Raw genomic sequence first — 25,068 nt, forward strand, 5'->3', positions numbered from 1 at the left:
GAATCCAGCTTTAGGCATCGATCCCGACTTCCGGACGGTGTGATTCGCGCACAGTTGGATTCCCGCCTTCGCGGGAATGACAGCCTGGGCAACGATGCCATTGCATCACTTTAGCGGGAGCGACCTGGCCTCAGAACTCCAGGTCCAGCGCCGCGCACAGGTAGTCGGTGAAACGCGCCAGTCCCTGCAGGTCGGTTTCCAGTGTCTTGAGAAGGCGCGGGCCGGTCATCGTGGCGTCCTCGATCGCGCGGTAGGCGACGAAGTTCTTGCGCTTGAGGTCGTCGGCGAACTCGAAATCGTCCGGGAAGCCGCGCGGCATGCGCGTGAGCACTTCGCTGTCGTCCAGGTCGAAGCGGCGACGGAACTTGGCGTCGTGCGCGGCGGCTTTCCAGCTGCCGGGGTTGTCTAGGATGAAGTGGCGCACGCGACGCAGCGTGTCAGGCTCCGGATGCCACAGGCCCGTACCGAAGAAGCAGTTGCCGGGCTGGATCTGCACGTAGAACGACGGTGCCTCGACCTGACGTCCGCGCTCATGGAACAACCGCGCACCCTGCCAGGTCTTGTACGGCGTCTTGTCGTTGGCGAAGCGCGTGTCGCGCTGGATGCGGAACAGCGATCCGCCGACGGTCTTGGGCTCGGCGCGGTAATGCGCGCTCACGCCGGCCAGCACTGGCTGCAGATCGGTGAGCAGGCGCTGGAACGGTTCGCGCACGTTCGCGTCGTAGTCGGCCTTGTGCGCCTGGAACCACTCGCGTTCGTTGTGGCGCGCGATGCCGCGCAGGAACTTGAAGCTTGCGTCGCTGAAATAGGTGGGCATGGGGATTCTTCGTCGGTTTCGTATCGCTTACGCGAGGCTCGCCGCGATCTCGCGGCCCCAGGCGTCCAGGCGGTCGAGCAATACCTGCTTGCCAGTGTCGTCCGCGTGCACGACGCGCAGCGCCGCGATTTCCTCGGCGTAACGCGCGAAGCTGTACTCCGACACGCCGGATTCGGAACACAGGCGCCAGCGGCGGTAGTCGTTCCAGCGCGTCCATTCGTCGTTGGACAGCGTCTGCGGCCAGTTGCGCGCGCGGTAGCGGAACAGCATCTCCGGCAGTCGCACGTCGCGGAATGGGAAATCGGCCAGCCCCAGCGCTTCCGGCGGCGTCGTGCGCACCTGCGGGAACAGGCGCTTGTCGCCGTCGCCGATGAAGCCGTCGTACAGCGACGCATCGACATCGGTCGGCGTGCGCACGCGCTGCGCGGAGAACACCTGTCGCACCTTCTCCACCAGCGACGGACCCGCTTCGCGGATGCGCGCGGCACGCGATTCGGCCAGCACCGGATCGATACGCAGCCGCTCGAAATCCGGGGCACGCAGATGATCCCAGCTGACCAGCGCGGGGCAGCGATTGGTATGGACTTCCTTCAGCGCCACGCGCGATTCGCCTTCCGGCAGGTCCGCGGCACGCACGTACAGGCGCTCGGCGATCTCGTCGGCATCGAGGCGGAGCAGGGCATCCGGATCCTGGTCGAGATCGAACACGATCACACGGCTGTCGATGCGCGGATGCCGCGCGACCGGCACGACCGCGGCGGACGACATCCTGCTCGCAGGAAAGCGTTGCGAGACATGAAGCACCGGCGTCATCGCGACCACGTCGAGCAGACTGGCGGCATAGCGCTTGTCGCGCAGGCGCATCGCGTAATCCCAGAACCGCGGCTGCGCGGTCTTGAGTCGCCGCGCCAGTCCGATCAATGCGCGCACGTCGGACAGCGCCTCGTGCGCGTCGCCGATACGCACGTCGTTGGCGAGGGCCAGATGTTCGAGCTTGAACGAGGTCGCACCGTCCTCGCGCTTGGGCCAGACCAGTCCGTCGGGACGCAGCGCATGCGCGAGCCGCAGCACGTCGAGCAGGTCCCAGCGCGAGTTGCCGCCGCGCCATTCGCGTTCGTAGGCGTCGTGGAAGTTGCGGAACAGGCCGTAGCGCACGAATTCGTCGTCGAAGCGCAGCGAGTTGTAGCCGAGCGAGCAGGTCTCCGGGCGCGACATCTCCTCGAAGATCAGCGAGAACGCCGCTGCTTCCGGCATGCCTTCGGCCAGCGCGTGCTGCGGCGTGATGCCGGTGACCATCGTCGCGCCCGGTGAGGGCAGCAGATCGTCGGCCGGGCGCACGAACACGCTGATGGGCTCGTCGATCTGCTCCAGGTCCGCATCGGTACGGATCGCCGCGAACTGCGCGATGCGCGAGGTGCGCGGGTCCGCGCCGAAGGTTTCCAGGTCGTAGAAGAGGAAACTCGCTGGCATCACGCGTCCACGGAAAGCGGCGACAGGCGCGCGTGCACGGCTGCGTCGACCGCGTGCCAGTCGAGCGTGTCCAGCGAATGGTGCCCGCGGGTCAGTTCGATCAGCAACTCGCGCTGCTGGCGGCCGCGTTCGTAGGCGGTGGCGTAGGGAACGCGCTGGAACGTCACCATCGAATAGCGCGGCACGAAGTGCGCCGGATGGCGCTCGGCCAGCTTGCGTTCGAGCGCGCGCTGCAGCAGGTAGTCGTCGTCGTCGACGCGGTCGCGCATCTCCAGGTAGTTCTCCAGCGCCATCGCCTGGATCGCGCGCGCGTTGGGCAGGCGTTCGGCCTGGAACGCGGCGTAAGCGGAGGCGAGATCCGGTTGTGCGTCGAGGTGTTCGGCCAGCGCAACGCAGTCCTCGAACGCGCAGTTCATGCCCTGGCCGTGGAAGGGCACCATCGCATGCGCAGCGTCACCAACCAGCACCGCGCGATCGTCGAAGTGCCAGCGATCGAGGTACAGCGTGGCGAGCAGGCCGGTCGGGTTCTGCTCGAAGTCGCGTTCGAGGTCCGGGATCAGCGGCAGAGCGTCGGCGAAGTCACGCTCGAACAGCGCGCGCGCATCGGCACCGTTGCGGATGGTGGCGAAACTCGGATTGCCTTCGTTGGGCAGGAACAGCGTGACCGTGAAGGTGCGCTCGTCGTTGGGCAGGGCGATGCACATGTAGCGGCCGCGCGGCCAGATGTGCAGCGCGTTGGGCTCGATCGGGAAGCTGCCGTCGGCGGCCGGCGGGATTTCCAGCTCCTTGTACGAGTGGCCGAGCAGTTCGGTGCGCTCGCCCAGATCCGTGCGCTTGGTCATCGCAGCACGCAACGACGAGCCCGCGCCATCCGCGCCGACCAGCGATTCGAACGCCACCTGGTGCGCGCTGCCGTCGCGCGGATCGGTGAAGGTGGCGATGCGTGCATCGAAATCCACATCGCGCAGCCCGCGATCGAAATGCAGGCGCACGCCGGCGCGCTCGGCGATGTCGAGCAGGACGACGTTGAGTTCGCCGCGGTGCACCGACCAGATCACCTCGCTGTCGTCGCGGCCATAGCGCTGCAGGTCGGTGCGGCCGTCGAGGAAGTGCACCATGCGTCCGCGCATCATCACCGCATGGCGCATCACCGATTCGTCCGCGCCGGCCAGGCGCAGCGCATGGCGTCCGCGTTCGGCCAGCGCGAGATTGATCGAGCGCCCGCCGCCATAGCCCTGCACTCGCGGATCGCCGCGCTTCTCGTACACGTCCACGCGCCAGCCGCGCTGCACCAGCAGCGTGGCGAGCACCGCGCCCGCGAGGCCGGCGCCGATGATCGTGATGTGGCGGTTGTGAGGTTCTGTCACGTTCGATTTCCCGATGTCATCCCCGCGAAGGCGGGGATCCATTTTTCAGATCGAGGCAAGCCCGGGCCAGAGATCGCTCCACTCCGGGTTCTGCTCGGCGATCAGACGAATCTTCCATGCCCGATTCCACTTCTTCTGTTGCTTCTCACGCTGGATCGCTGCCGCCATGTCGTCCCACAGTTCATACCAGACCAGCCGGGCGACGTCATGGCGTCGGGTGAAGCCGTCGACGAGGTGCTCCCGGTGCTGCCACGTCCTGCCGATCAGATTGCTCGTTACACCGACGTAGATCGTGCCATTCGGTCTGCTCGACAGCATGTAGACCGCCGGTTGCTTCTCCATGATCCTTCCGTGATGCGCCTGATCCTTGGATAGTGCCGCCGTTCGGCGGCCCAAGAGACCCCGCCTTCGCGGGAATGACAGCTGGCCTCAGCCGTCCCGCCATGCCTCCACCCCGCGCACGAACCGCAGTACGTCGGCGTGGGTGTTGTAGAGCGGAGCGGGGGAGATGCGGATTACGTCCGGTTCGCGCCAGTCGCCGAGCACGCCGTTCGCGGCGAGATGGTCGAACAGGGCGCGGCCGGCGTCGCGACCGGTCAGGTCGCGGCCGCCGATCACGCGCAGCGACAGCTGGCAGCCGCGCTGTTGCGGGTCGTTCGGCGTGACCACCTGCAGCGTGCCGGCGAGGCGTTGCTGGATCAGCGCTTCCAGGTAACCCGTCAGGCGTAGCGATTTCGCGCGCAATGCGGGCATGCCGGCGCGGTCGAAGAGTTCCAGCGAGGCGCGCAGCGGCGCCATGCCGAGGATCGGCGGATTGCTGAGCTGCCAGCCGTCGGCGCCGGGCGTGGGCACGAACTGCGGGCCCATGCGGAAACGCGTGGACTGATCGTGGCCCCACCAGCCGGCGAAGCGCGGGAGATCGCCGTGCGCGTGGCGCTCGTGCACGAAGCAGCCGGCGACGGCGCCGGGGCCGCTGTTGAGGTACTTGTAATGGCACCACACGGCGAAATCGACGCCGCTGTCGTGCAGTGCGAGTTCGAGGTTGCCGACTGCGTGCGCAAGGTCGACGCCGCACATCGCGCCCTGCGCGTGAGCGGCGTGTGCGATGCGCGCGAGATCGAACGCCTGGCCGGTGCGGTACTGCACGCCCGGCCACAGCACCAGCGCCAGGCGTGGGCCGTGCTCGGCGATGGCGCGTTCGATCGCGTCCATCGACGTGGTGCCGTCGGGTCGGTCGGGCTGCAGTTCGATGAGGTCGGTGGCCGGATCGAAGCCGTGGAATCCGATCTGCGACGCGACCGCATAACGATCCGACGGAAACGCGCCGGCTTCGATCAGGATCGCCGGACGCTCGCGGGTGGGACGGTAGAAACTGACCATCATCAGGTGCAGATTCACCGTCAGCGTGTTCATCGCCACGACTTCGAGCGGTTTGGCGCCGACCAGTCGCGCCAGCGATTCGCGCACGAGTTCGTGGTACGGCATCCACTGCGCCTGGCCGGTGAAGTGGCCTTCGACCGCTTCCTCCGCCCACTTGTCGAGCACTTCCTCCACGTGCGCACGCGCGCCGCGCGGTTGCAGGCCGAGGGAATTGCCGACGAAATAAGCCTGCTCGCGACCGTCGTGGCGGGGAATCAGGAATTGCGCGCGCAGTTCGCGCAGCGGGTCGGCATCGTCGAGGGCGCGTGCGTGTTCGTCGGAATACAGGTCGGTCATCGGATCGATCGGGTGCGTCTGGCGTGGAATGGGTCAGGCGAATCGCGACAGCGGCAGGCCCAGCCATTCCAGCGCGGTGCCGTGGTAGAGACGCTTCTGTTCGGTTTCGGAAAGGTTCAAGGCGGCGATGCCGGCGCCGGGTTCCTGCTCGCCGAGCGGGAAGGGGTAGTCGGTGCCGAGCATCACCCGGTCGACGCCGCAGGTGTCGAGCAGATAGCGCAGTGCGCGCGGATCGGCCACCCACGAGTCGAAGAACAGCTGGTCCAGGTACTCGCGCGGATTGCGGGGATTGTCGGTAGCGACCAGGTCCGGGCGCATGTTGAAACCGTGCTCGATGCGGCCGATGGTGTACGGGAAACTGCCGCCGCCGTGCGCCATGCACACCTTCAGGTTCGGCACGCGTTCCAGCACGCCGCCGAAGATCAGGCAGCACGCTGCGCGCGACTGTTCGGCCGGCATGCCGACCAGCCACGGCAGCCAGTACTTCGGCATCGTCGCCGCGCCCATCATGTCCCACGGATGCACGAGGATCGCCGCGCCGAGTTCGCCCGCGGCCTGGAAGAAATCGAACAGCTCCGGCGCGTCGAGGTTCCAGTCGTTGATGTGGCTGCCGATCTGCACGCCCTGCAGGCCCAGCTGGTCCATGCAGCGTTCCAGTTCCTGGATCGCCAGTCGCGGCGATTGCAGCGGCACGGTGCCGATGCCGGCGTAGTGGCGCGGGTAGTCGCGGCACGTCTCGGCCATGTGCTCGTTGAGCGCCTGGTGCAGTTCGAGCGCGTGGTGCGGCTTGGCCCAGTAGCTGAACATCACCGGCACGGTGCTGATGACCTGCACCTGCACGCCGAAGCGCGCGTAGTCGTCGATGCGCTCCTGCGCGTCCCATGTCTTCGACCAGATCTCGCGGAAGAACTTGCCGTCCTTGTAGATGCGATGGCGGCCGTCCTCGGTGTGGTGGATCACCGGGAAACGGTCGTCGCCGTACTTGCGCGCCAGGTTGGGCCAGTCGCGCGGCATGTAATGGGCGTGGGTGTCGATCTTCAGCATCGTCGCGGCGCTCAGGTGTCCGGCATCACATACTTGGACGGCGCGGAATTCAGGTGTCCGCACTGGGTGCAGGTGCGGTTTTCGCGCGAGGAATAGAAGCGGTCGAACACCGGCGGGAAATCGGTCTCGATGTTCTTGAGGATGAAGAACTCCTCGTACAGCTTGTGGTTGCACTGCTCGCAGAACCACAACAGGCCGTCCTTCTCGTCGGGCAGGCGACGGCGTTCGATCACCAGTCCGATGGAGTCGGGCATGCGCTGCGGCGAGTGCGGCACGCGCGGCGGCAGCAGGAAGATCTCGCCGGCCTTGATCGGGATATCGCGCACTTTCCCGTCTTCCTGGATGCGCAGCACCATCTCGCCTTCGAGCTGGTAGAACCACTCCGCGCCTTCGTCCCAGTGATAGTCGGTGCGCTGGTTGGGGCCGCCGACCACCATCACGATGAAGTCGCCGACGTAGATCACCTTGTTGCCGACCGGCGGCTTGAGCAGGTGGCGGTGTTCCTCGATCCAGGCCTGCAGATTGAGCGGGGCGGGCAGCATGCTTACTCCGTCGTTCCGCCGCGCAGCGCGGCGATGCATTTGAGTTCGATCGCGATCGGCGTCGGCAGCGCGGTGATGCCCAGCGTCGTGCGGCACGGCGCGCGGTCGATGTCGGGGAAAAACTCGGCCCAGACCGCGTTGTAGACCTTGAAATCGCGCGCCATGTCGGTGAGGTAGACGGTGACGTCCACCAGATCCTCCCAGCGCGCGCCGCTGGCTTCGAGCACCGTGCGCACGTTGGCGAACACCGAGCGCGTCTGCGCTTCGATGTCGTAGCTGATGAGGCGTCCGTCGGCGTCGTGCACGTTGCCGACGATGGCGTTGCTGGCCGGATCGCGCGGGCCGATTCCGGACAGGAACAGCAGTTCGCCGACGCGGCGCGCGTGCGGATACTGGCCGACGGGACGCGGTGCGGCGCTGGCGCGGACGACGTCGCTCATCGCGGCGAATCCCCGCCGTAGCCGTTGACCCGTGCGAGCGCGGCACGGTACAGCCCGTCGAGCTGGTCGTGCGCGCTGACGTCGATGCCCATGTCGTGCACCAGGCCGTTGCGCAGGCTGTAGACCCAGCCGTGCACGGTCAGCTCCTGGCCACGCGTCCAGGCGTCGCGGACGATGGTGGTCAGGCACACGTTCTGCACCTGTTCGATGACGTTGAGTTCGCACAGCCGGTCGTGGCGTTCGCCGTTCTGCGCGTGCGCGAGGCAGCCGTCGTGCTTCTCGGCGACGTCGGACACATGGCGCAACCAGTTGTCGGCCAATCCCACGCGTGTGCCATGCAGCGCTGCGTGCACGCCGCCGCAGCCGTAATGGCCGACGACGAGGATGTGCTTGACCTTGAGCACGTCCACCGCGAACTGAATCACCGACAGGCAGTTGAGGTCGGTGTGCACCACGACATTGGCGATGTTGCGGTGGACGAAGACTTCGCCCGGCGCCATGTCGATGACCTGGTTGGCGGGCACGCGCGAATCCGAACAGCCGATCCACAGATACTCGGGTGCCTGCTGCTTCGACAGGCGCTGGAAGAACTCCGGATCCTCGCGGTTGATCCGTTCGGACCACTCGCGGTTGTTCTTCAGCAGATCGGTCAGGGGTCCGGTGGTCATCGATTCATTCCAAGTGCAGTCCGACGTTCTTCGCGTCGGTGAAGAAACGCATCGCCTCGAATCCGCCTTCGCGGCCGAGGCCCGAAGCGCCGGCGCCGCCGAAGGGCGTGCGCAGGTCGCGTTGCAGCCAGGTGTTGATCCAGACCATGCCGGCGTGCAGTTGCGCGGCGAAGCGGTGCGCGCGGCGCAGGTCGCGCGTCCACACCGTGGCGGCCAGTCCGTAATCGCCGGCGTTGGCCAGCGACAGTGCGTGGGTGTCGTCATCGAACGGTTGCAGCGTCGCGACCGGTCCGAAGATTTCCTCGCGGTTGCTCATGCACTCGGGGCCGAGGCCTTCGATCAGCGTCGGTTCGACGAACCAGCCCGGACGGTCGAGCGCGTTGCCGCCGCACAGCACCTTGCCGCCTTCCTCGCGTGCGCGGGCCAGCGCGGCCATCACCTTGTCGAAGTGCGCCTGCGAGACGAGCGGGCCGAGCTGGTTGTCCTCGTCGATGGGATCGCCCACGCGCAGCTGTTGCGCGCGTTCGACCAGCGCATCGCGGAATTCGTTGTAGATGCGGCGTTCGACCAGAAGGCGCGAACCGCACAGACAGATCTGGCCGGAGTTCTGGAAGACCGAGCGCACCAGCGTGTCGAGGTGGTCGCGCCAGTCGCTGTCGGCGAACACCAGCGTCGGGTTCTTGCCGCCCAGTTCCAGCGAGATCTTCTTCAGCAGCGGCGCGCCGAGCCCGGCGATGCGGCGACCGACCGCGGTGCTTCCGGTGAACGACACCGCCTTGACGCGCGGATCGAGCACCAGCGGTTCGCCGACATCCGGGCCGAGACCGTGCACGATGTTGAGCACGCCACGCGGGAATCCGATCTTCGCGGCGAGCTCGCCCAGCATCGTCGCCGTCGCCGGCGTGACTTCGGACGGTTTGGCCACCACCGTGTTGCCGGCGGCCAGTGCCGGCGCGATCTTCCAGGTGAACAGGTACAGAGGCAGGTTCCACGGCGAGATCGTGGCCACCACGCCCAGCGGCTGGCGCAGCGTGTAGTTGAGGCCGGCCTGTCCGTGGTGCGACTCGCTCGCGAACTGCGTGGCCGCATGCGCGAAGAAACGCAGGTTGCTGATCGCGCGCGGGATCTCAACTTCGCGCGCGAGCTTGATCGGCTTGCCGCCATCGCGCGATTCGGCGTGGGCGAAATCGTCGAGCTTGGCTTCGAGCGCGTCGGCGAGTTTTTCCAGCCAGCGCGCGCGCTCGGAATTCGGCAGCGCGGACCAGGCGGGGAAGGCTTCCTGCGCGGCGGCGATGGCGGCGTCGACATCGGCCGCATCGCCGAGCGGCACTTCGGCGAAGGGCTTGCCGTTCGCCGGATCGAAGACCTCGCCCCAGCGGCCCGAAGCGGGGTCGCGTGGTTCACCGGCGATGAAGTGGCGAAGGCGCATGGACCTAGCTTAACAGTGCGGATGTGCCGTGCTGGTGGGTATGGTGCGGGGCGTCGGTCTTGTTTGTCCGTGCCCCATTGCCGTCATTCCCGCGCAGGCGGGAATCCAGCTTCCAGAGCTAGCACGCCTTCCGGAGAGCGTGACACGCCGCGCCGTGGATTCCCGCCTGCGCGGGAATGACGGCTACAAGACTCGCGTGGCTCAGAGCGAGCGCGTCCGGCCGCCATCCACGGGCAGGTTCACGCCGGTGATGTACGACGCCGCCGGCGAGCACAGGAACGCGATCGCCGCGGCGGTTTCCTGCGGGCGCGCGAAGCGGCGCATCGGGATTTCCGAGACCATCTTCTCGAACACCTCCTCGCGGCTGCGGCCGGTCTTGGCCGCGGTGTTGTCGATGATCTGCTCGATGCGCGGCGTTTCGGTGGAGCCCGGCAGCACGTTGTTGACGGTGATGCCGCGCGGCGCGAGTTCCGTCGCCAGCGTCTTGGCCCAGCTCGCCACCGCCCAGCGCGTGGTGTTGGACACGCCCAGTCCCTGCAGCGGTTCCTTCACCGATGTCGAAATGACGTTGACGATGCGGCCGTAGCCGTCGCGCTCCATCCCCGGCACCACCGTCTCGGCGAGCACGTGGTTGGCGATGAGGTGCTGGCGGTAGGCGGCTTCGAATGCGGCGATTTCCGCGCCACGCACCGTGCCGGGCGGCGGACCACCGCTGTTGTTGACGAGGATGTGCACGGGCGAGGCGTTCACCAGCGCCTGCACTTTCGCGCGCAGCGCGTCGGTGTCGGCGCTGTCGGCGGCGATCCAGCCGTGCGCCTGTCCGCGGTCGTTGGGCAGCGATGCGGCGAGTTCGCGCAGGCGTTCCTCGCGACGCGCGAGCAGGGTGACGTTCGCGCCGAGTCCGGCCAGGGCCTGCGCGGTCGCCAGGCCGATGCCCTGGCTCGCGCCGCAGACCAGTGCGTGTTTTCCGGTGAGGTCCAGGTCCACGTTAGTCTCCCTTGGATTGTGCGGTCGAATGTCCGGTCATGCGTTCGCGCATCAGCGCCGCGATTTCGCGGCTGGCCTCGCGCGGATTACCTTCCAGCTGCGCCGCGACCGCTTCGCGGTTGGGCATCGGATGGTTCTGGCTGAGCTTGAACTTCAGCGTCACCGACTCCGCCACGAAGCGGAAGCCGATGATGCCGCGCAGCTGGTTGCGATGGTCGTCGCGTTCGAACTCGAAGCGCCAGTCGCCGCCGACGGTGGCTTCGTGGTCGACGCTGAGGCCGTCCACTACCTGCGCGAGCGAGGCTTCGTCATCGAAGGTCGTCAGCGTGCCGCGCAGGTGCGCGACCGCGTAGTTCCACGTCGGCACGCGCGCGGCTTCTTCCTTGTCGGGATACCAGCCCGGCGACACGTACGCGTGCGGCCCGTGGAAGATCGCCAGTGCAGCGCCTGCGTGCTTCGCCTGCGGATTGGGTCGGGCCCAGTGGCCGATCAGTTCGACGCGGTCGCCGTCGCGGCGGTACAGCACCGGCAAGTGCGTGACGGTGGGCTCGCCGTCGCGCACGGTGATCAACGTGATGAAGCGGTCGCGCTGCGCCAAACGATCCAGCGCGTCCAGGTCCGTTTCGGCGAAGGCACGCGGGAGATACATGGCGGGCGTTCCGTCAGTGATGCGAAGGCAGTTGCTGGACCATCTGCGGGCGCAGCTGCTCGATGTCCTCGCCACTGGGCGGGACGAGTTCTTCGAGGGCGAAGCCACGATCCTGCGCGTCGTCCTCGTCGAGGCCATCGAGCGCGACGAACTCCGCATCCATCAAAGCGGCGCGAGCGGTGTCTTCGCTGTCGTAGGGCTGGCTCACGCCGTCGCTGTCCAGCACTTCGGCGGTGCCGGCATCGAGCACGCGCAGGCGCGCCCAGACCACGGTGCGACCGAGCGTGGCGATCCACCACTCGTCGTGGGTGTGTTGTTCGTTCATCCGATCACCAGCGCAAGCAGCCAGAGCAGTGCGGCGCACACGAGTCCGGAAATGATGGTCAACAGCGAGATGCGCGCCGGCGTGGCCAGGCCGTTGAGGTTGCGGTCGTCGGCCGCGAGGTAGCCACGTCGCAGCAGCCAACCCCAGGCCGATGGCTTCGCGAACGCGCCTTCGCCCAGCTGCGCCTGCAGCTGCGGATGACGGTCGCGGATATGCACCAGCGACAGCGGCCAGAAGATCACGAACGCGCAGAAGCCGGCGATGGCGATGGCGACGAAGAGCAGGGAGAAGAACAGGATCATGGGATGCCGTGGCAGGCGATCCGCGATCGGAGTGCCGATCGCGGATCGCGGTTCATCAGAATTCCGCGTGGCCCGGTGCGCGCGGGTAGGGGATCGCATCGCGGATGTTGCTCAGGCCGCAGACGTAAACCACCAGGCGCTCGAAGCCGAGGCCGAAGCCGGCGTGCGGGACCGTGCCGTAGCGGCGGAAATCGCGGTACCAGCCGTAGTGCGCGGGATCCAGCCCGAACTGCGCCATGCGCGCATCGAGCATGTCCAGGCGCTCTTCGCGCTGGCTGCCGCCGATGATCTCGCCGATGCCCGGCGCGAGCACGTCCATCGCCGCGACGGTCTTGCCGTCGTCGTTGAGGCGCATGTAGAAGGCCTTGATGTGCTCGGGATAGTTGGTGACCACGACCGGGCGGCCGACGTGTTCCTCGGTCAGCCAGCGCTCGTGTTCGGTCTGCAGGTCCAGGCCCCATTCGACCGGGAAGTCGAACTTCTTGTTCGCGTTCTGCAGCAGCTTGATCGCGTCGGTGTACTCGATGCGTTCGAACGGCGCGTTGACGAACGATTCCAGGCGCGTGATCGCGTCGGGCTGCACGCGCTCGGCGATGAAGGCCATGTCGTCGGCGCGCTCGTCGAGCACCGCGCGGAACATGTACTTGAGGAACTCCTCGGCGACGCGCGCGTCCTCGGCCAGATCGGCGAACGCGATCTCCGGCTCGATCATCCAGAACTCGGCCAGGTGGCGCGTGGTGTTGCTGTTCTCCGCGCGGAAGGTCGGGCCGAAGGTGTAGACCTTGCTCAGCGCCAGCGCATAGGCCTCGACGTTGAGCTGGCCCGACACGGTCAGGAAGGTTTCCTTGCCGAAGAAATCGCGACTGAAATCGACTTCGCCCTTCTCGCCGCGCGGCAGGTTGGCCATGTCCAGCGTGGAAACGCGGAACATCTGGCCCGCGCCCTCGGCGTCGGAGGTCGTCACGATCGGCGTGGAGATCCAGTAGAAGCCGTTTTCGTGGAAGTAGCGGTGCGCGGCCTTGGCCAGGCAGTCGCGGATGCGCGTGACCGCACCGAACAGGTTGGTGCGCGGGCGCAGGTGCGCGACTTCGCGCAGGAATTCCAGCGAATGCGCCTTGGGCTGGATCGGATAGGTTTCCGGATCCTCGACCCAGCCGACCACTTCGAGGTTGCTGGCCTGGATCTCGAACGCCTGGCCCTGGCCCTGCGAGGCCACCAGCGTGCCGGTGGCGATCACCGCGCAGCCGGCGGTGAGGCGCTTCACCTCGGATTCGTAGTTGGACAGCTCGGCGGGCGCGACGACCTGGATCGGCGCGAAGCAGGAACCGTCGCTGACGTTGACGAAGCTGAGCCCGGCCTTGGAGTCGCGGCGGGTGCGCACCCAGCCACGGACCGTGACTTCGCCACCGGCCGGGAACTTGCCCGCGAGCGCGTGTTCGACGCTGACCACCGTCATGCCTTGAATCCTTGCCTGTTCGGGCCAATAAGGGGAAAGGCCGGAGTTTACCGAACGCCCGGCATCGCGTCGCTATAATCGTCCGCAGCAACCCGTTGATGCATCACCGGAGTCGTCCATGTCCGTCACCCTCGCTCCCGCCGCTCTCGAACGCGTCCAGCGCTATCTCGTCGAGTCCCCCGACGCGATCGGCCTGCGCTTCGGCGTGTCCCGGACGGGCTGCTCCGGCTGGCAGTACAAGGCCGACCTGACCCGCGAGCAGCACGACGGCGACACCGTGTTCGAGCAGGAAGGCGTGCGCATCTACGTCGACGCGCTGAGCCTGCCGCTGGTGGACGGCACCCAGATCGACCTGGTCAAGCAGCGCCTGGGCGAGCAGTTCCTGTTCCGCAACCCCAATGTCACGGCGGAATGCGGTTGCGGCGAGTCGTTCACGACGAAGGCCGACGCGGCCTGACATCGCGTCCCGCCGCCACGCGCGGCGCGACGCTCATTGCGCGATCCCAAGCTTGTCCGGATTGCGCAGGGTGAACAGCTCGACGATGCGTTCGCCATCGCTGACGGCCACCGTCGCGGACGTCAGCACGCCATTGGTGTAGCCGAGCACCGCGGCCTCGCCGTTGATCGTTCCCATCCGCCAGTCCGAATAACCGTTGCGACGCGCAACCGCCCAGTAGAGCCGGGCGATGCGATCCGCGCCCAGCAGCGGACGGATCACCGCGCGCGCCTTGCCGCCGCCGTCGGCGACCAGTCGCGCATCCGCGTCCAGCAGGCCGACGATGGCCCTGCGATCGCCCTGTCGTGCGGCATGCATGAAGCGTTCGAGCAATTCCCGATGCCGTTCCGGTTCGACCGCGAAGCGCGGGCGTCCGGCCAGCAGGCGTTCGCGCGCGCGATGCACCATCTGCCGGCAGTTGGCCTCGCTGCGGTCGAGCAGAGCGGCGATCTGGTCGTAGTCGTAGTCGAAGGCTTCCTTGAGCAGGAACGCGGCGCGTTCCTCCGGCCCGAGGCGCTCGAGCACGGCGAGGAAGGCCAGCGACACCTGCTGGAACAGGTCGGTCCGGTGCTCCGGGCCGGGCGCGTCGTCCACGCTGAGGGGCTCGGGCAGCCACGGGCCGGGGTAGGCGAGGCGCTCGTGGCGGGCTGCGCGCAGCCGATCGATGCCCAGCCGGGTGGCGGCCGTCACGAGCCAGGCCTCGGCATCGCGGATCGCGTCGCGGTCGGTCTGGTGCCACCGCAGCCAGGCGTCCTGGACCAGGTCCTCGGCCTCGCTGCGGGTGCCGAGCATCCGGTAGGCGAGGGCGAACAGGCGGGGGCGATGGGCTTCGAAGACGGTATCGGGGGCGGTCGTGGCGTTCATGCGGCCAGGACGGAACGGGGTGTCGCATTGTGACAGTCGGGGCCGGACGGGCGGATTGGCCTAAAATGCAGGGCTCCATCCGCGACCCACCGGCAGCCGATCCCCGCAGTCATGACCGTCATCAAGCAGGAAGACTTCATCCAGAGCGTCGCCGACGCGCTCCAGTACATCAGCTACTACCACCCGGTCGACTACATCCAGAGCCTTGCCGCCGCCTACGAGCGCGAGGAATCGCCGGCCGCGAAGGATGCGATCGCGCAGATCCTGATCAACTCGCGCATGTGCGCCGAGGGCCATCGTCCGATCTGCCAGGACACCGGCATCGTCACCGTGTTCCTCGAAATCGGCATGAACGTGCGCTGGGACGACGCCACGATGGGCGTGGAGGACATGGTCCACGAGGGCGTGCGCCGCGCGTACAACCATCCGGACAACAAGCTGCGCGCTTCGGTGCTGGCCGACCCGGCCGGCAAGCGCACCAACACGAAGGACAACACGCCGGGCGTGGTCAACGTGAAGGTCGTGCCGGGCGACACGGTCGACGTGATCGTCGCCGCAAAGGGCGGCGGTTCGGAAGCGAAGTCGAAGTTCGCCATGCTCAACCCGTCCGACTCGATCGTCGACTGGGTGCTCAAGACCGTGCCGACGATGGGCGCCGGCTGGTGCCCGCCGGGCATGCTCGGCATCGGCATCGGTGGCACCGCCGAGAAGGCGATGCTTCTTGCGAAGGAAGCGCTGATGGAGCCCATCGACATCACCGATCTGCAGCAGCGTGGTGCGTCCAACCGTGCCGAAGAGCTGCGCCTGGAGCTGTACGAGAAAGTCAACGCGCTGGGTATCGGCGCGCAGGGTCTGGGTGGCCTGACCACGGTGCTCGACATCAAGGTCAAGGACTACCCGACCCATGCCGCCAACCTGCCGGTGGCGCTGATTCCGAACTGCGCGGCGACGCGCCACGCGCATTTCACCCTCGACGGCAGCGGCCCGGTGATGCTGGATCCGCCGTCGCTGGCCGACTGGCCTGAGCTGACCTACGACGCTTCGAAGGGCCGTCGCGTCAATCTCGATACGCTGACGAAGGAAGACGTCGCCAGCTGGAAGCCGGGCGAGGTGCTGCTGCTCAACGGCAAGCTGCTGACCGGTCGCGACGCCGCGCACAAGCGCATGGTCGACATGCTCAACAAGGGCGAGCCGCTGCCGGTCGATCTGAAGGGTCGTTTCATCTACTACGTCGGCCCGGTCGATCCGGTGCGCGACGAGGTCGTCGGCCCGGCCGGTCCGACCACGGCCACGCGCATGGACAAGTTCACCGAGCAGGTGCTCGCGCAGACCGGTCTGATGGGCATGGTCGGCAAGGCCGAGCGCGGCCCGACCGCGATCGACGCCATCCGCAAGCACCAGTCGGCCTACCTGATGGCCGTCGGCGGCGCCGCTTACCTGGTGTCGAAGGCGATCAAGGCGGCGAAGGTCGTCGGGTTCGCGGACCTGGGCATGGAAGCCATCTACGAGTTCGAAGTGCAGGACATGCCGGTGACGGTCGCGGTCGATTCCACCGGCGAGTCGGTGCACAAGACCGGCCCGCGCGAGTGGCAGGCACGGATCGGCAAGATTCCGGTCGTCGTCGAGTAAGGCGCTTGAGTCCCTCTCCCCTTGCGGGAGAGGGACAGGCCGCCGAAGGCGGCCAGGGAGAGGGGTAGGCGTGCGCGCTACGCGCGCTCCCCTCTTCCGCCCTTCGGGCACCTTCTCCCGCAAGGGGAGAAGGGAAAGCGTTTAGCCCTTTCCGTGCGCAGGAGAGGGGCGCGACCTACAGCTTCGCCACCAGCGCAGCCAGCTTGTTGCGCGTGTCGGCCTGCAGCAGATAGCTGCGCGCCATCGATTCCAGCGCGGCGATGTTCGTCGCGCTGACGTCGTCCAGGTCGTCCAGACCGGTCAGCAACTCGGCCTGCAGGCGGAAATACCCATCGCCGACCAGATGCTGCGCGATGTAGTCGACCGCATCGGTGTTGCCGTCGAACAGCACGTCGATGATAGGGATGGCCCATTCCACCGCGCCCCATTCCTGCGCGGATTTCAGGTCGATCGGACGGCTGCGTTCGCCCGTGCCGACCGACAGCACGACCAGGTTCTGCGCGCTGTCCACGCGCGCGTCCTTGCGCAGCGCTTCGGCGATGGCGCAGGCGGTCGGATTGTTGGCGACCACGCCGCCGTCGATCATCGAGCGCGCGCGCCCTTCGACTTTCATCGGATGCGCCGGGAAGTATGTCGGTGCGGCGGATGAGGCGCGGCACACTTCCCACATCGGCAGGTGGGCGTGCTCGGGCTTGAAGCTCTTGAACACCACCGGCGTGCGCGACAGCGTGTCGTAGCTGGTGACCAGCAGCGGTTTCCTTGCCTGCCCCAGCGTGGTGTCGCCGAACACTTTCTTCAGCACCTTCTCGAGCCCCTTCGCGTCGTAGCGCGGAGCGGACACGCCCTGGGTGAACAGTCGCGTCGCGCGCGACCACAGGCGATCTGCCATACCGGGGAAGATCATGTCGCGGTTCTGGCGGTAGAGATCGGCCAGCTTCGCCGGCGACAGGCCCATCGCCAGCCCGCAGGCGACGATGGCTCCGGTGGAACTGCCGGCGAGCAGGTCGAAGTGCTTCAGCAGCCCCGGCTTGCCGGCCTGGGCGAGTGCGTCCTCGACGCCTTCCAGCCACAGACAGCTGACCAGGCCGCGGATGCCTCCGCCGTCGAGTGAAAGGATGCGGCGCATCTTCATCAACGCGTCTCCCTGCATGCAGTCTCCACGGATGGACGACCGCCATGATCCATCACGGGGATCGCACAGGCTGCGATCCAGCGCACGCCGCATCGCAGCGTGCGATGAGCCGATGCCGGCTCAGTACCACTCGAGCAGCGAGATGCCCAGGCCGATGTAGGTCGCGCGGTGGTTGTAGTCGATCAGGCTCTCGCCGTAGCCATCGAACACCTGCAAGTGGCCGCGCAGGCTGTTGTGGATCGGGAAACCCCAGTCGAACTGCAGCGCACCGTGCGAACGATCGCCGCCGCGCAGCGAATGCCGGCCCATGACCGAGATCTGGTGGTCGCCGTGGACCCAGACCAGCGTGGCGTCGGCGCGACCGACGTAATCCTCGATGTCGGCATTGTTGTCGTCGCTGTCGCTCTCCGGCACGCGCCACCACGGACGCACCGTCAGCGCCCAGTTCTCGCGGTCCAGCCCGATGATGCCGACCACGCGGTTCCAGCTGCGCGAGAGCGGGTCGGCGCGGCCGTTGGACTGGTGGTTGATGCCGATGCCGGCGAGGCGTCCGTTCCAGCCACCGAGGTGGTAGTTGTTGCGGAAGGTGAGCATCACCTCCGGCTCGTAGTTGGTCTCGCGGAACGGACGCGAGGTCTCCGGGCTGTAGACCTGCCAGCGCGAACTCTGGGTGTAGGCGAGCCACAGGTCGCCGTTGTCGCCGAAGATGTTCTCCCACGCCTTGGTCTTGAAGCTGAGCTGGAACTTGGCTTCCAGTGCATCGACCGGAATGGGCTCGGGCACGGTGTTGTTGGGGTTGGGCGAGTTGGGCGTCTCGTTCGGATTGCTGCTCCAGAACGCGGGCAGCAGGTATACCGGCTTGTAGGCGCGGAAGTTGAAGATGCCGAGCTTGGAGTCCTTGGCCAGTTCCCAGCGGCTGTCGAGCAGCGAGCCCTTGCCGGCGTTGGCGATGGCGGTCGTCAGCGGGTCCTCGTGCGGGTACAGGTCGCCACCGGATCCGACCGGCGGCGGCTCCGGCGTGGCCGCCGTTTCGGGTGCCACTTCGTCGGCCAGCTCGAGGTTCTTCTGGATGGCCTTGGCTTCCTTGGCGGCGATGTCCGCGCCACGGGTGTCGCGTGCGCCACGTCGTAGCGCCGCGTCGTAGCAGGCCAGGCGGTCGGCATCGACGGTGATCGAGACGCAGGCCTCGGGCGTGGCCGGTGTCGGCGGCGCCTGCGCGATGGCCGGCAACGGTGCGGCGGCGATCAACAGGGCAAGTGGTGTATGGCGGAGGCGTTCGTATCGGATGACGGCCGGCATGCGTGACTCGTGGGGGAAAAGTGCGCGGGTCGAAGTGTGGCATCGCGCCGCAACGAAGGGATGAACCGCGTTGGCGATCAGACGATCCAGGCGATCGCGAACAGGCCGAGCATGGCGAAGGCGAGTCCGAGTTTGAGCACGATCCCGAAGACGATGCCCAGCCACGTGCCGAAGCCGACATGCGTGGCCTTGCGCAGCTCCCGGCCGTGGATGAGTTCGCCGCCGAGCGCGCCGACGAACGGTCCGGCGAACACGCCGATCGGTCCGAAGAACAGACCGGCCAGTGTGCCGACCAGGGCCCCGGCGACGGCGAGTCTGCTCGCACCCACGCGCTTGGCGCCGAGCGCGGTGGCCATGACGTCCACGCCCAGCGACAGCACGGTCAAAAGGCCAAGGAAAACCAGGGGCACCCAGCCCACCTGCTGGAAATCCCCGGCCCATGCGGCCAGCAACATGCCGATGAAAACCAGGGGCAGTCCGGGCAGTGCGGGCAGGACGGTTCCGGCGATTCCGACCAGGATCAGGACCCCGGCCAGGACGTAGTAAAGCGCCTGCAAATCCATGCGTTTATACCCCTTTGGGACGGACACTTTGCCCGGATTGCATTTTCACCCAGCGCGGGGTACCGTGCGGGCGCTGTGTTTGCCAGGGTCACCGTGAATCGTGGCCCGATGCGGTTGATCATCGATCCGCTACATCGTTGCACCTCGCTTCCTCCTTGCAACCAGCACGCGGCACCGTCGCGTTTTCAACCAGCAACGTTCCAAGGAGTGAGTCAACAATGTCGAACCGTGAAACCGGTACCGTCAAGTGGTTCAACGATGCCAAGGGCTTCGGCTTCATCAGCCGTGAGAATGGCGAGGACGTGTTTGTGCATTTCCGTGCGATCCAGACGCAGGGCTTCAAGAGCCTGAAGGAAGGCCAGAAGGTTACCTTCACGGTCGTCCAGGGTCAGAAGGGTCTGCAGGCCGACGCCGTCCAGCCGCTCTGATCCATCGCCCTGCGATCGCGCGCCCAGCGCGCGATCCGGCAACAGGAAACCCGGCGAAATGCCGGGTTTTTTGTTTTCAGGGATTATCCGGCGAAGTAATCGGGATAACTCATCCAAACAAAACGGCCCGCTTGTGCGGGCCGTTTTGTTTACTGCATGCTGGGTGCTGGAAATCATTACTGCGCCCAGGCGCGACCGTTGTAGACGCGTACGTAGGAACCCTCGCGGATGCCGTCGAGTTCCTTCTGCGTCACGACCGAGGTGCGTCCGTCGTTCATGCGCACGTAGACATTGAACTGCGTGCTGTTGGTGTTCTTCTGGATGGCGTTGCCGGCCACGGCGCCGCCCACCGCGCCAGCCGCGGCGGCGACGTTCTGGTTGCCCTTGCTGCCGCCGGTGTGGGCCGAGATTTCGTGGCCCGCGACCGCGCCGACGATACCGCCGAGGATCGCGCCGGTAGCGCTGGGTGCGCTGCTGCCGGCGGCGACCTGTTCAATGCGCGTAACGGTGCCGCAGTCGTAGCAGTTCGCCGTACTGCCGCCATAGCTCGGCGCGGGTGCGCTGCTGTAGCCCGGCGACGACGTGGCGCAGCCGGCCAGCGCGATGGTGCAGGCCGCGGCGACACCGAGCAGGCGGAGGTTGGAGATGTTCATGCGCGAACTCCAGTGTGGGAGGAAATGGCGCGGCTTTGCGTCCGTCGCCATGCGCTCACGCTAGACGTCCCCGGGTGAACCGGTCATCAACATCCGGGCCGCGCAGGGCGGCCCGGGGTGCATCGTTCAGCAGTGTCGCGACGATGTCAGCGGAAGTCCTGGTGGCAGGCCTTGCAGGCCTCGCCGATGCTGGACGCTGTGGTGCCCAGGCTCGCGCAAGTGAGCGGCGGACTGGCGATGGCCGCGTCGAGGCGCTGGCGCATCAGGCTGGCGTGCTCGGTGAAACGCTTGTCGTCGGCGAGATCCGGGAACGCCGGTTCCAGGTCGTCCGCCATCGTGCGCAGCGCCTTGAGGTTGGGCAGGGTGTCGGTGGCCGCGCAGCGGTTCTGCTCGACCTTCGACTTGAGCTGGCCCAGATGCCACTCCTGCACGTGCATCACGCCTTCGTGGAAGTGATCCTTGCGCGCCTGGATCGCGCGCACCGCCATCACCGTGGCGATCGCGCCGATCACCAGTCCGATCAGGAACACGAACAGGTACCTGCGCGCACTGCTTCCACGCGAACTGCTGGGCTGGGTACTCATGCCTGGCCTCCGTCCAAGAATGCGCAGCACGATAGCATGCGTCCCGCAGGGCTACGTCGCGGCGCAGCGAATACAATGTCTGCATGACGACTGCAGATTCCCTCGATCCCTCGTGGCTGGAACGCTTCGCCGGAGTGGACCGCCTGTACGGCAACGGTACCGTCGCGCGCATGGCCGCGTGCCGCGTAGCCGTGATCGGCATGGGCGGCGTCGGTTCGTGGGTGGCCGAAGCGTTGGCCCGTACCGGCATCGGCCACCTGACCCTGATCGATGCCGACGACCTGTGCGTGTCCAACACGAACCGGCAACTGCCGGCGCTGGCGGGCCAGTACGGACGCGTGAAAGTGGAAGCGATGGCCGAGCGCTGCCGTGCGATCAACCCGCAGATCACGGTCGAGGCCATCGCCAGTTTCGTCACGCCGACGAACCTGGAGGAAATGCTCGATCGCGGCTTCGACCTGGTCATCGATGCCTGCGACAGCTTCCGCACCAAGGTGGTCATGGCCGCGTGGTGCCGGCGCCGCAAGCTGCCGCTGATCGTGGTCGGTTCCGCCGGCGGCCGCACCGATCCGACACTGGTGCGCGTGCGCGACCTGTCGCGCACCGAGCACGATGCGATGCTCGCGCTGGTGCGCAAGAAGCTGCGCAGCGAATTCAACTTCCCCAAGAATTCCGATCGCTACTTCGGCATCTCGGCGATCTACTCGCTGGAGAACGTGAAGTACCCGCAACCCGACGGCACGGTCTGCGGCATCCGTCCGCAAGTGTCCGGCGATGCCGCGCTGAAGCTGGACTGCGGCGCGGGCTTGGGCGCGGCCACGCACATTACCGGGACGTTCGCGTTCGTCGCGGTCGGACGCGCGCTGGAACTGCTGCGCAAGCCGCGCGCGGCCAAGGCCGACTGATGCTCACGCGTCGAGACGGAACAGGCGTCGCGCGTTGTCCGTCGTCGCCTTGGCGATGTCGTCTTCGGATTCGTTGCGCAGCTGCGCGATGATGCGCAGCACTTCGGCCAGTCGTTCCGGCTCGTTGCGTTGCCCTCGGATGCCCGCGTCGGGCTGGTCGGGCGAATCGGTTTCCAGCAGCAGGTGTTCGAGCGGCATCGAAGCGACGAGGCGGCGCAGGCGCTGCGCGCGATCGTAGGTGACCGGGCCGCCGAGGCCGATCATGAAACCTTCGCGCCACAGTTGCCGTGCCTGTTCCTCGCTGCCTGAAAAGCTGTGGACCACGCCGCGCAGCGAACCGGTACGGCGGATCGACGCGATCACCGCATCCACCGCGCGCCGTGCGTGCACGATCACCGGCAGGCCGAACTCGCGCGCGAGCTGCAGCTGGCCTTCGAAGAAGAACTGCTGGCGTTCGTGGTCGAGCCCTTCGACGAAGTAGTCCAGCCCGCATTCGCCGACCGCCACCGGCTTCTCGCGCTCGATCCATTCGCGCAACTGCATCAGGTGTTCGTCGCGATGCGCATCGAGGTACATCGGGTGCAGACCGTAGGCCGCATGCAACCCTTCGCCGTTCGCGCAGATGTCGCGCAGCTTCGGCCAGCCCGCCGCGTCGACTGCCGGCACGATCTGTTGGTGCACGCCGGCCGCGCGGGCACGCGCGACGACGGCATCGCGATCGCGATCGAACTCGCCCGCGTCGAGGTGGCAGTGGCTGTCGACCAGCATGCTCAACGCGGTGGCGGCGCGAGCGGCGGCGTGTCCTTTCGCTTCTTCCAGCTCGCCAGCAGCAGCGTGCCCAGGCCGAGCAGCAGTTCATCGGCCAGCGGCACGAGGTCCGGTACCACCAGGTCGATCAGGAACAACGCGGCGGTCACCACGAACAGACGGGGGAAGCTCAATCTGCCCAGGAACGCGAGCAGAGGGGCGGTGAGTGGGTTGGGCATGGCAGATACAGTTTGACGGCGGTCTCATTGACGCTATCACGGCTGCTGAACAGGTTCACAGCCGGGACGGCTTGGTGTTAAAAAATCGGCGGCCGTTCAGGTTTCCAATGCTCGAATGTCGCCATCCACCAACCGCGGGTAGCCCCCGCCGCAGAGGCCTGAAATGAACAAGAACATGCTCGCCGTAGCCCTGGCTTCGCTGCTCGTCGGCGGTGTCGCCGTGGCCGCATTCAACAGCTTCAAGAGCAACGACAACGCGCAGACCTCGCTGTCGGGCGAGCAGGGTGCGACGGGCCAGGGTGGCGATGTCGCCGCCGATGGCGCGATCCAGTCGGGCAAGGTCGAGTACGCCGACGTGGTCAACGTCAAGCCGATCGCCGAGAAGGAAAAGCAGTACGCGACCGTGATCGGGTCCGACGCGATCCGCGAGACCAGCACCGCCTCCACGCCGCGCGAAGTGTGCGAGGACGTGGTCGTGCAGGAACGCGCGCCGGAGCGCGACGGCAACGTCGGCGGTACGGTCGCAGGCGCCGTGATCGGCGGCCTGCTGGGCAACCAGGTCGGCGGCGGCAACGGCAAGAAGGCCGCGACCGTCGGTGGCGCGGTGGCCGGTGGCTTCATCGGCAACCAGATCGACAAGCGCCATGTCGGCGGCAAGGTCACCAACCGCACCGAGCGTCAGTGCCACACCACCACCTCGACCTCGCAGTCGAGCAAGGTCGTCGGCTACAACGTGACCTATCGCAATCCGGACGGCACCACCGGCACGATGCGCACCGACAGCAAGCCGGGCAGCCGCATTTTCCTGGGCGAAGAGGACAAGGTCACCGGTTACGACGTGACCTACCGCTACGACGGCCAGGAGCAGACCATCCGCATGGACGAGCGTCCGGTCGCCAACCGCCTGCCTGTCATCGACGGCCAGGTCGTGACCCAGACCGCCTCGGCCGCCACGGACAGCACCCGCGGCTGATCCCCGGCGACACGCAGCACCCCGAACGGGGCCGGAGTGATCCGGCCCCGTTTCTTTTTCGGCGCCCTCGTGTTTCGCGGCGTACGCGCCCGGATGGCGCGCTGCAAGCGTTTTCGCGGCCTTACCCCGGCTGCGCACGCCCCGTACAATGAGCCTCTTTCCCCTAGTCGAGTGCGCCATGTCCCTGCATCCGTACGACCTCTACGACGTCCGCTCCCTGCTCAGCGAAGAGGAGCGTGCCGTACAGGACACGGTGGCCAGGTTCACCAACGAGCGCGTGCTGCCGATCATCGGCGACGCGTTCGACCAGGGCCGTTTCCCGAAGGAACTGGTCGGTGAGATCGCCGAGCTGGGCCTGCTGGGCTCCTCGCTGCCGGAGAAGTACGGCTGTGCCGGCCTTAACGCGGTCAGCTACGGCCTGATCTGCCAGGAACTCGAGCGCGGCGACAGCGGCATCCGCAGCTTCGTCAGCGTGCAGTCCTCGCTGTGCATGTATCCGATCTACGCCTACGGCAGCGAAGAGCAGCGCCAGCGCTGGCTGCCGGACATGGCCGCGGGCAAGGTCATCGGCTGCTTCGGTCTGACCGAGCCGCACGGTGGTTCCGATCCGGCGAACATGAAGACCAACGCGCGCCGCGACGGCGGCGACTGGATCCTCAATGGCTCCAAGATGTGGATCACCAACGGCAACGTAGCCGACATCGCCATCGTCTGGGCGCAGACCGACGAGGGCATCCAGGGCTTCGTCGTCGAGAAGGGCATGCCGGGCTTCGCGGCGCAGGAAATCAAGCACAAGATGAGCCTGCGCGCATCGGTGACCAGCTCGCTGTTCTTCGACAACGTGCGCGTGCCCGATGCCAACCGCCTGCCGAACGTGAAGGGCCTCAAGGGCCCGCTGGGCTGCCTCACGCAGGCGCGTTACGGCATCACCTGGGGTCCGATCGGCGCGGCCATCGCCTGCCTGGACGAGGCGCTGAACTACTCGAAGGAACGCATCCTGTTCGACCGCCCGGTGGCGGCGACGCAGAGCGCGCAGATCAAGCTCGCCGAGATGGCGCGACGCATCACCCTGGCGCAGCTGCTCGTGCTGCAGCTGGGCCGCCTCAAGGATGCGGGCAAGATGCAGCCGCAGCAGGTCTCGCTGGCGAAGTGGAACAACTGCCGCATGGCCATCGACATCGCGCGCGAATGCCGCGACTTGCTCGGCGGCGCCGGTATCACCACCGAGCACTCCGCGATCCGTCACGCGCTCAACCTGGAATCGGTGATCACGTACGAAGGCACCGAGACCGTGCACCAGCTGGTGATCGGCCGCGAACTCACCGGCATCAGCGCGTTCTGATC

Annotated in this window: 29 protein-coding genes; 6 read left to right on the forward strand and 23 right to left on the reverse strand. The window is 67.0% G+C overall.

All coding sequences use genetic code 11. The annotated features are described in order from the left end of the window. Positions 1 to 130: 130 nt before the first annotated feature. From FOF45_RS14050 to asnS, 15 genes are all read right to left on the reverse strand, one after another. Positions 131 to 817 (reverse strand): DUF2461 domain-containing protein, encoded by a 687-nt coding sequence (locus tag FOF45_RS14050; RefSeq protein WP_158985903.1) that lies wholly within the window; start codon positions 815 to 817, stop codon positions 131 to 133. A gap of 27 nt (positions 818 to 844) precedes the next feature. Next, complete coding sequence (gene sbcB / locus FOF45_RS14055) at positions 845 to 2,287, reverse strand: exodeoxyribonuclease I (protein WP_158985905.1); 1,443 nt, start codon at positions 2,285 to 2,287, stop codon at positions 845 to 847. After that, entirely contained in the window at positions 2,287 to 3,654 is a 1,368-nt protein-coding gene (locus FOF45_RS14060) for an FAD-dependent oxidoreductase (RefSeq protein ID WP_233264148.1), read from the reverse strand. The genes sbcB and FOF45_RS14060 overlap by 1 nt, the downstream gene beginning before the upstream one ends. A 45-nt stretch (positions 3,655 to 3,699) precedes the next feature. Beyond that, on the reverse strand, positions 3,700 to 3,996 hold the full coding sequence (locus FOF45_RS14065; protein ID WP_158985909.1) for a GIY-YIG nuclease family protein: 297 nt from the start codon (positions 3,994 to 3,996) through the stop codon (positions 3,700 to 3,702). An 87-nt stretch (positions 3,997 to 4,083) separates the two neighbouring features. Then, positions 4,084 to 5,370, reverse strand: a complete 1,287-nt coding sequence (kynU, locus tag FOF45_RS14070) for a kynureninase (protein ID WP_158985911.1) — start codon at positions 5,368 to 5,370, stop codon at positions 4,084 to 4,086. Positions 5,371 to 5,403: 33 nt separating this feature from the next. Further along, positions 5,404 to 6,414, reverse strand: coding sequence for an amidohydrolase family protein (locus tag FOF45_RS14075; protein WP_158985913.1), 1,011 nt, complete (start codon positions 6,412 to 6,414; stop codon positions 5,404 to 5,406). A gap of 11 nt (positions 6,415 to 6,425) precedes the next feature. Further along, on the reverse strand, positions 6,426 to 6,956 hold the full coding sequence (locus FOF45_RS14080) for a 3-hydroxyanthranilate 3,4-dioxygenase (RefSeq protein ID WP_158985915.1): 531 nt from the start codon (positions 6,954 to 6,956) through the stop codon (positions 6,426 to 6,428). A gap of 2 nt (positions 6,957 to 6,958) precedes the next feature. After that, entirely contained in the window at positions 6,959 to 7,396 is a 438-nt protein-coding gene (locus tag FOF45_RS14085) for a RidA family protein (protein ID WP_158985917.1), read from the reverse strand. After that, a complete protein-coding gene (gene can, locus FOF45_RS14090) occupies positions 7,393 to 8,064 on the reverse strand; it encodes a carbonate dehydratase (RefSeq protein WP_158985919.1) in 672 nt (223 codons plus the stop codon). Before can ends, FOF45_RS14085 begins: the two co-directional genes overlap by 4 nt. Before the next feature lie 4 nt (positions 8,065 to 8,068). Then, positions 8,069 to 9,493: an aldehyde dehydrogenase gene (locus tag FOF45_RS14095; RefSeq protein ID WP_158985921.1), complete on the reverse strand. Its 1,425-nt coding sequence runs from the start codon at positions 9,491 to 9,493 to the stop codon at positions 8,069 to 8,071. Positions 9,494 to 9,694: 201 nt separating this feature from the next. Then, a complete protein-coding gene (locus FOF45_RS14100) occupies positions 9,695 to 10,480 on the reverse strand; it encodes an SDR family oxidoreductase (RefSeq protein WP_158985923.1) in 786 nt (261 codons plus the stop codon). Between the two features lies 1 nt (position 10,481). Beyond that, on the reverse strand, positions 10,482 to 11,129 hold the full coding sequence (locus FOF45_RS14105) for an FMN-binding negative transcriptional regulator (protein ID WP_158985925.1): 648 nt from the start codon (positions 11,127 to 11,129) through the stop codon (positions 10,482 to 10,484). Positions 11,130 to 11,142: 13 nt separating this feature from the next. Continuing rightward, positions 11,143 to 11,454 (reverse strand): hypothetical protein, encoded by a 312-nt coding sequence (locus tag FOF45_RS14110; protein ID WP_158985927.1) that lies wholly within the window; start codon positions 11,452 to 11,454, stop codon positions 11,143 to 11,145. Beyond that, the gene (locus FOF45_RS14115; protein WP_158985929.1) at positions 11,451 to 11,756 is read right to left on the reverse strand and encodes a hypothetical protein; all 306 of its coding nucleotides are present in this window, start codon (positions 11,754 to 11,756) and stop codon (positions 11,451 to 11,453) included. Before FOF45_RS14115 ends, FOF45_RS14110 begins: the two co-directional genes overlap by 4 nt. A 55-nt stretch (positions 11,757 to 11,811) precedes the next feature. After that, positions 11,812 to 13,212: an asparagine--tRNA ligase gene (gene asnS / locus FOF45_RS14120; protein WP_158985931.1), complete on the reverse strand. Its 1,401-nt coding sequence runs from the start codon at positions 13,210 to 13,212 to the stop codon at positions 11,812 to 11,814. Between the two features lie 118 nt (positions 13,213 to 13,330). On the opposite strand from asnS, the gene FOF45_RS14125 reads away from it, so the two are divergent. Then, on the forward strand, positions 13,331 to 13,669 hold the full coding sequence (locus tag FOF45_RS14125) for a HesB/IscA family protein (protein ID WP_158985933.1): 339 nt from the start codon (positions 13,331 to 13,333) through the stop codon (positions 13,667 to 13,669). Positions 13,670 to 13,702: 33 nt separating this feature from the next. Here the strand turns inward: FOF45_RS14125 and FOF45_RS14130 are convergent, their stop codons facing one another. Next, positions 13,703 to 14,572: an RNA polymerase sigma-70 factor gene (locus FOF45_RS14130; protein WP_158985935.1), complete on the reverse strand. Its 870-nt coding sequence runs from the start codon at positions 14,570 to 14,572 to the stop codon at positions 13,703 to 13,705. 111 nt (positions 14,573 to 14,683) lie between these two features. On the opposite strand from FOF45_RS14130, the gene FOF45_RS14135 reads away from it, so the two are divergent. Beyond that, the gene (locus tag FOF45_RS14135; RefSeq protein WP_158985937.1) at positions 14,684 to 16,201 is read left to right on the forward strand and encodes a fumarate hydratase; all 1,518 of its coding nucleotides are present in this window, start codon (positions 14,684 to 14,686) and stop codon (positions 16,199 to 16,201) included. A 175-nt stretch (positions 16,202 to 16,376) separates the two neighbouring features. Here FOF45_RS14135 and FOF45_RS14140 read toward each other — a convergent pair whose 3' ends face one another. The 3 genes from FOF45_RS14140 to FOF45_RS14150 all read right to left on the reverse strand — a co-directional run bounded on the left by FOF45_RS14140 (position 16,377) and on the right by FOF45_RS14150 (position 19,195). Then, positions 16,377 to 17,333 carry a CBASS cGAMP-activated phospholipase gene (locus FOF45_RS14140; protein ID WP_158985939.1) on the reverse strand — a complete coding sequence of 319 codons (957 nt, stop codon included), beginning with the start codon at positions 17,331 to 17,333 and terminating at the stop codon, positions 16,377 to 16,379. A gap of 120 nt (positions 17,334 to 17,453) precedes the next feature. Further along, positions 17,454 to 18,632 (reverse strand): phospholipase A, encoded by a 1,179-nt coding sequence (locus tag FOF45_RS14145; protein WP_158985941.1) that lies wholly within the window; start codon positions 18,630 to 18,632, stop codon positions 17,454 to 17,456. Positions 18,633 to 18,709: 77 nt separating this feature from the next. Continuing rightward, complete coding sequence (locus tag FOF45_RS14150; RefSeq protein WP_158985943.1) at positions 18,710 to 19,195, reverse strand: DUF456 domain-containing protein; 486 nt, start codon at positions 19,193 to 19,195, stop codon at positions 18,710 to 18,712. A 218-nt stretch (positions 19,196 to 19,413) separates the two neighbouring features. Between FOF45_RS14150 and FOF45_RS14155 the strand changes: the two genes are divergently transcribed. Next, on the forward strand, positions 19,414 to 19,623 hold the full coding sequence (locus tag FOF45_RS14155) for a cold-shock protein (protein WP_158985945.1): 210 nt from the start codon (positions 19,414 to 19,416) through the stop codon (positions 19,621 to 19,623). A gap of 176 nt (positions 19,624 to 19,799) precedes the next feature. Here FOF45_RS14155 and FOF45_RS14160 read toward each other — a convergent pair whose 3' ends face one another. Next, a complete protein-coding gene (locus tag FOF45_RS14160; RefSeq protein ID WP_158985947.1) occupies positions 19,800 to 20,276 on the reverse strand; it encodes a glycine zipper 2TM domain-containing protein in 477 nt (158 codons plus the stop codon). A gap of 146 nt (positions 20,277 to 20,422) precedes the next feature. Continuing rightward, positions 20,423 to 20,860, reverse strand: a complete 438-nt coding sequence (locus FOF45_RS14165) for a cytochrome c (protein WP_158985949.1) — start codon at positions 20,858 to 20,860, stop codon at positions 20,423 to 20,425. 83 nt (positions 20,861 to 20,943) lie between these two features. On the opposite strand from FOF45_RS14165, the gene FOF45_RS14170 reads away from it, so the two are divergent. Then, positions 20,944 to 21,765: a tRNA threonylcarbamoyladenosine dehydratase gene (locus FOF45_RS14170; protein ID WP_158985951.1), complete on the forward strand. Its 822-nt coding sequence runs from the start codon at positions 20,944 to 20,946 to the stop codon at positions 21,763 to 21,765. A gap of 3 nt (positions 21,766 to 21,768) precedes the next feature. Here FOF45_RS14170 and FOF45_RS14175 read toward each other — a convergent pair whose 3' ends face one another. Both FOF45_RS14175 and FOF45_RS14180 read right to left on the reverse strand, forming a co-directional pair. Further along, entirely contained in the window at positions 21,769 to 22,539 is a 771-nt protein-coding gene (locus FOF45_RS14175) for a TatD family hydrolase (RefSeq protein ID WP_158985953.1), read from the reverse strand. Then, positions 22,536 to 22,751 (reverse strand): DUF6116 family protein, encoded by a 216-nt coding sequence (locus tag FOF45_RS14180; RefSeq protein WP_158985955.1) that lies wholly within the window; start codon positions 22,749 to 22,751, stop codon positions 22,536 to 22,538. The genes FOF45_RS14175 and FOF45_RS14180 overlap by 4 nt, the downstream gene beginning before the upstream one ends. Before the next feature lie 175 nt (positions 22,752 to 22,926). Between FOF45_RS14180 and FOF45_RS14185 the strand changes: the two genes are divergently transcribed. Continuing rightward, positions 22,927 to 23,724 carry a glycine zipper 2TM domain-containing protein gene (locus FOF45_RS14185; protein WP_158985957.1) on the forward strand — a complete coding sequence of 266 codons (798 nt, stop codon included), beginning with the start codon at positions 22,927 to 22,929 and terminating at the stop codon, positions 23,722 to 23,724. 178 nt (positions 23,725 to 23,902) lie between these two features. Beyond that, entirely contained in the window at positions 23,903 to 25,066 is a 1,164-nt protein-coding gene (locus FOF45_RS14190; protein WP_158985959.1) for an acyl-CoA dehydrogenase family protein, read from the forward strand. Positions 25,067 to 25,068 lie beyond the last annotated feature (2 nt).

It is taken from the genome of Lysobacter panacisoli (assembly GCF_009765165.1).
Lineage (GTDB): Bacteria > Pseudomonadota > Gammaproteobacteria > Xanthomonadales > Xanthomonadaceae > Lysobacter_J > Lysobacter_J panacisoli.

Coding starts and splice junctions, on each gene's coding strand:
- kynU (WP_158985911.1), bottom strand. CDS start 5,370: ATGACCGACCTGTATTCCGACGAACACGCACGCGCCCTCGACGATGCC.
- FOF45_RS14075 (WP_158985913.1), bottom strand. CDS start 6,414: ATGCTGAAGATCGACACCCACGCCCATTACATGCCGCGCGACTGGCCC.
- FOF45_RS14145 (WP_158985941.1), bottom strand. CDS start 18,632: ATGCCGGCCGTCATCCGATACGAACGCCTCCGCCATACACCACTTGCC.
- FOF45_RS14165 (WP_158985949.1), bottom strand. CDS start 20,860: ATGAGTACCCAGCCCAGCAGTTCGCGTGGAAGCAGTGCGCGCAGGTAC.
- FOF45_RS14050 (WP_158985903.1), bottom strand. CDS start 817: ATGCCCACCTATTTCAGCGACGCAAGCTTCAAGTTCCTGCGCGGCATC.
- FOF45_RS14080 (WP_158985915.1), bottom strand. CDS start 6,956: ATGCTGCCCGCCCCGCTCAATCTGCAGGCCTGGATCGAGGAACACCGC.
- FOF45_RS14160 (WP_158985947.1), bottom strand. CDS start 20,276: ATGAACATCTCCAACCTCCGCCTGCTCGGTGTCGCCGCGGCCTGCACC.
- asnS (WP_158985931.1), bottom strand. CDS start 13,212: ATGACGGTGGTCAGCGTCGAACACGCGCTCGCGGGCAAGTTCCCGGCC.
- FOF45_RS14190 (WP_158985959.1), top strand. CDS start 23,903: ATGTCCCTGCATCCGTACGACCTCTACGACGTCCGCTCCCTGCTCAGC.
- FOF45_RS14065 (WP_158985909.1), bottom strand. CDS start 3,996: ATGGAGAAGCAACCGGCGGTCTACATGCTGTCGAGCAGACCGAATGGC.
- FOF45_RS14115 (WP_158985929.1), bottom strand. CDS start 11,756: ATGATCCTGTTCTTCTCCCTGCTCTTCGTCGCCATCGCCATCGCCGGC.
- FOF45_RS14155 (WP_158985945.1), top strand. CDS start 19,414: ATGTCGAACCGTGAAACCGGTACCGTCAAGTGGTTCAACGATGCCAAG.
- FOF45_RS14105 (WP_158985925.1), bottom strand. CDS start 11,129: ATGTATCTCCCGCGTGCCTTCGCCGAAACGGACCTGGACGCGCTGGAT.
- FOF45_RS14150 (WP_158985943.1), bottom strand. CDS start 19,195: ATGGATTTGCAGGCGCTTTACTACGTCCTGGCCGGGGTCCTGATCCTG.
- sbcB (WP_158985905.1), bottom strand. CDS start 2,287: ATGCCAGCGAGTTTCCTCTTCTACGACCTGGAAACCTTCGGCGCGGAC.
- FOF45_RS14130 (WP_158985935.1), bottom strand. CDS start 14,572: ATGAACGCCACGACCGCCCCCGATACCGTCTTCGAAGCCCATCGCCCC.
- FOF45_RS14140 (WP_158985939.1), bottom strand. CDS start 17,333: ATGAAGATGCGCCGCATCCTTTCACTCGACGGCGGAGGCATCCGCGGC.
- FOF45_RS14180 (WP_158985955.1), bottom strand. CDS start 22,751: ATGCCCAACCCACTCACCGCCCCTCTGCTCGCGTTCCTGGGCAGATTG.
- FOF45_RS14170 (WP_158985951.1), top strand. CDS start 20,944: ATGACGACTGCAGATTCCCTCGATCCCTCGTGGCTGGAACGCTTCGCC.
- FOF45_RS14110 (WP_158985927.1), bottom strand. CDS start 11,454: ATGAACGAACAACACACCCACGACGAGTGGTGGATCGCCACGCTCGGT.
- FOF45_RS14125 (WP_158985933.1), top strand. CDS start 13,331: ATGTCCGTCACCCTCGCTCCCGCCGCTCTCGAACGCGTCCAGCGCTAT.
- FOF45_RS14185 (WP_158985957.1), top strand. CDS start 22,927: ATGCTCGCCGTAGCCCTGGCTTCGCTGCTCGTCGGCGGTGTCGCCGTG.
- FOF45_RS14085 (WP_158985917.1), bottom strand. CDS start 7,396: ATGAGCGACGTCGTCCGCGCCAGCGCCGCACCGCGTCCCGTCGGCCAG.
- FOF45_RS14135 (WP_158985937.1), top strand. CDS start 14,684: ATGACCGTCATCAAGCAGGAAGACTTCATCCAGAGCGTCGCCGACGCG.
- FOF45_RS14095 (WP_158985921.1), bottom strand. CDS start 9,493: ATGCGCCTTCGCCACTTCATCGCCGGTGAACCACGCGACCCCGCTTCG.
- can (WP_158985919.1), bottom strand. CDS start 8,064: ATGACCACCGGACCCCTGACCGATCTGCTGAAGAACAACCGCGAGTGG.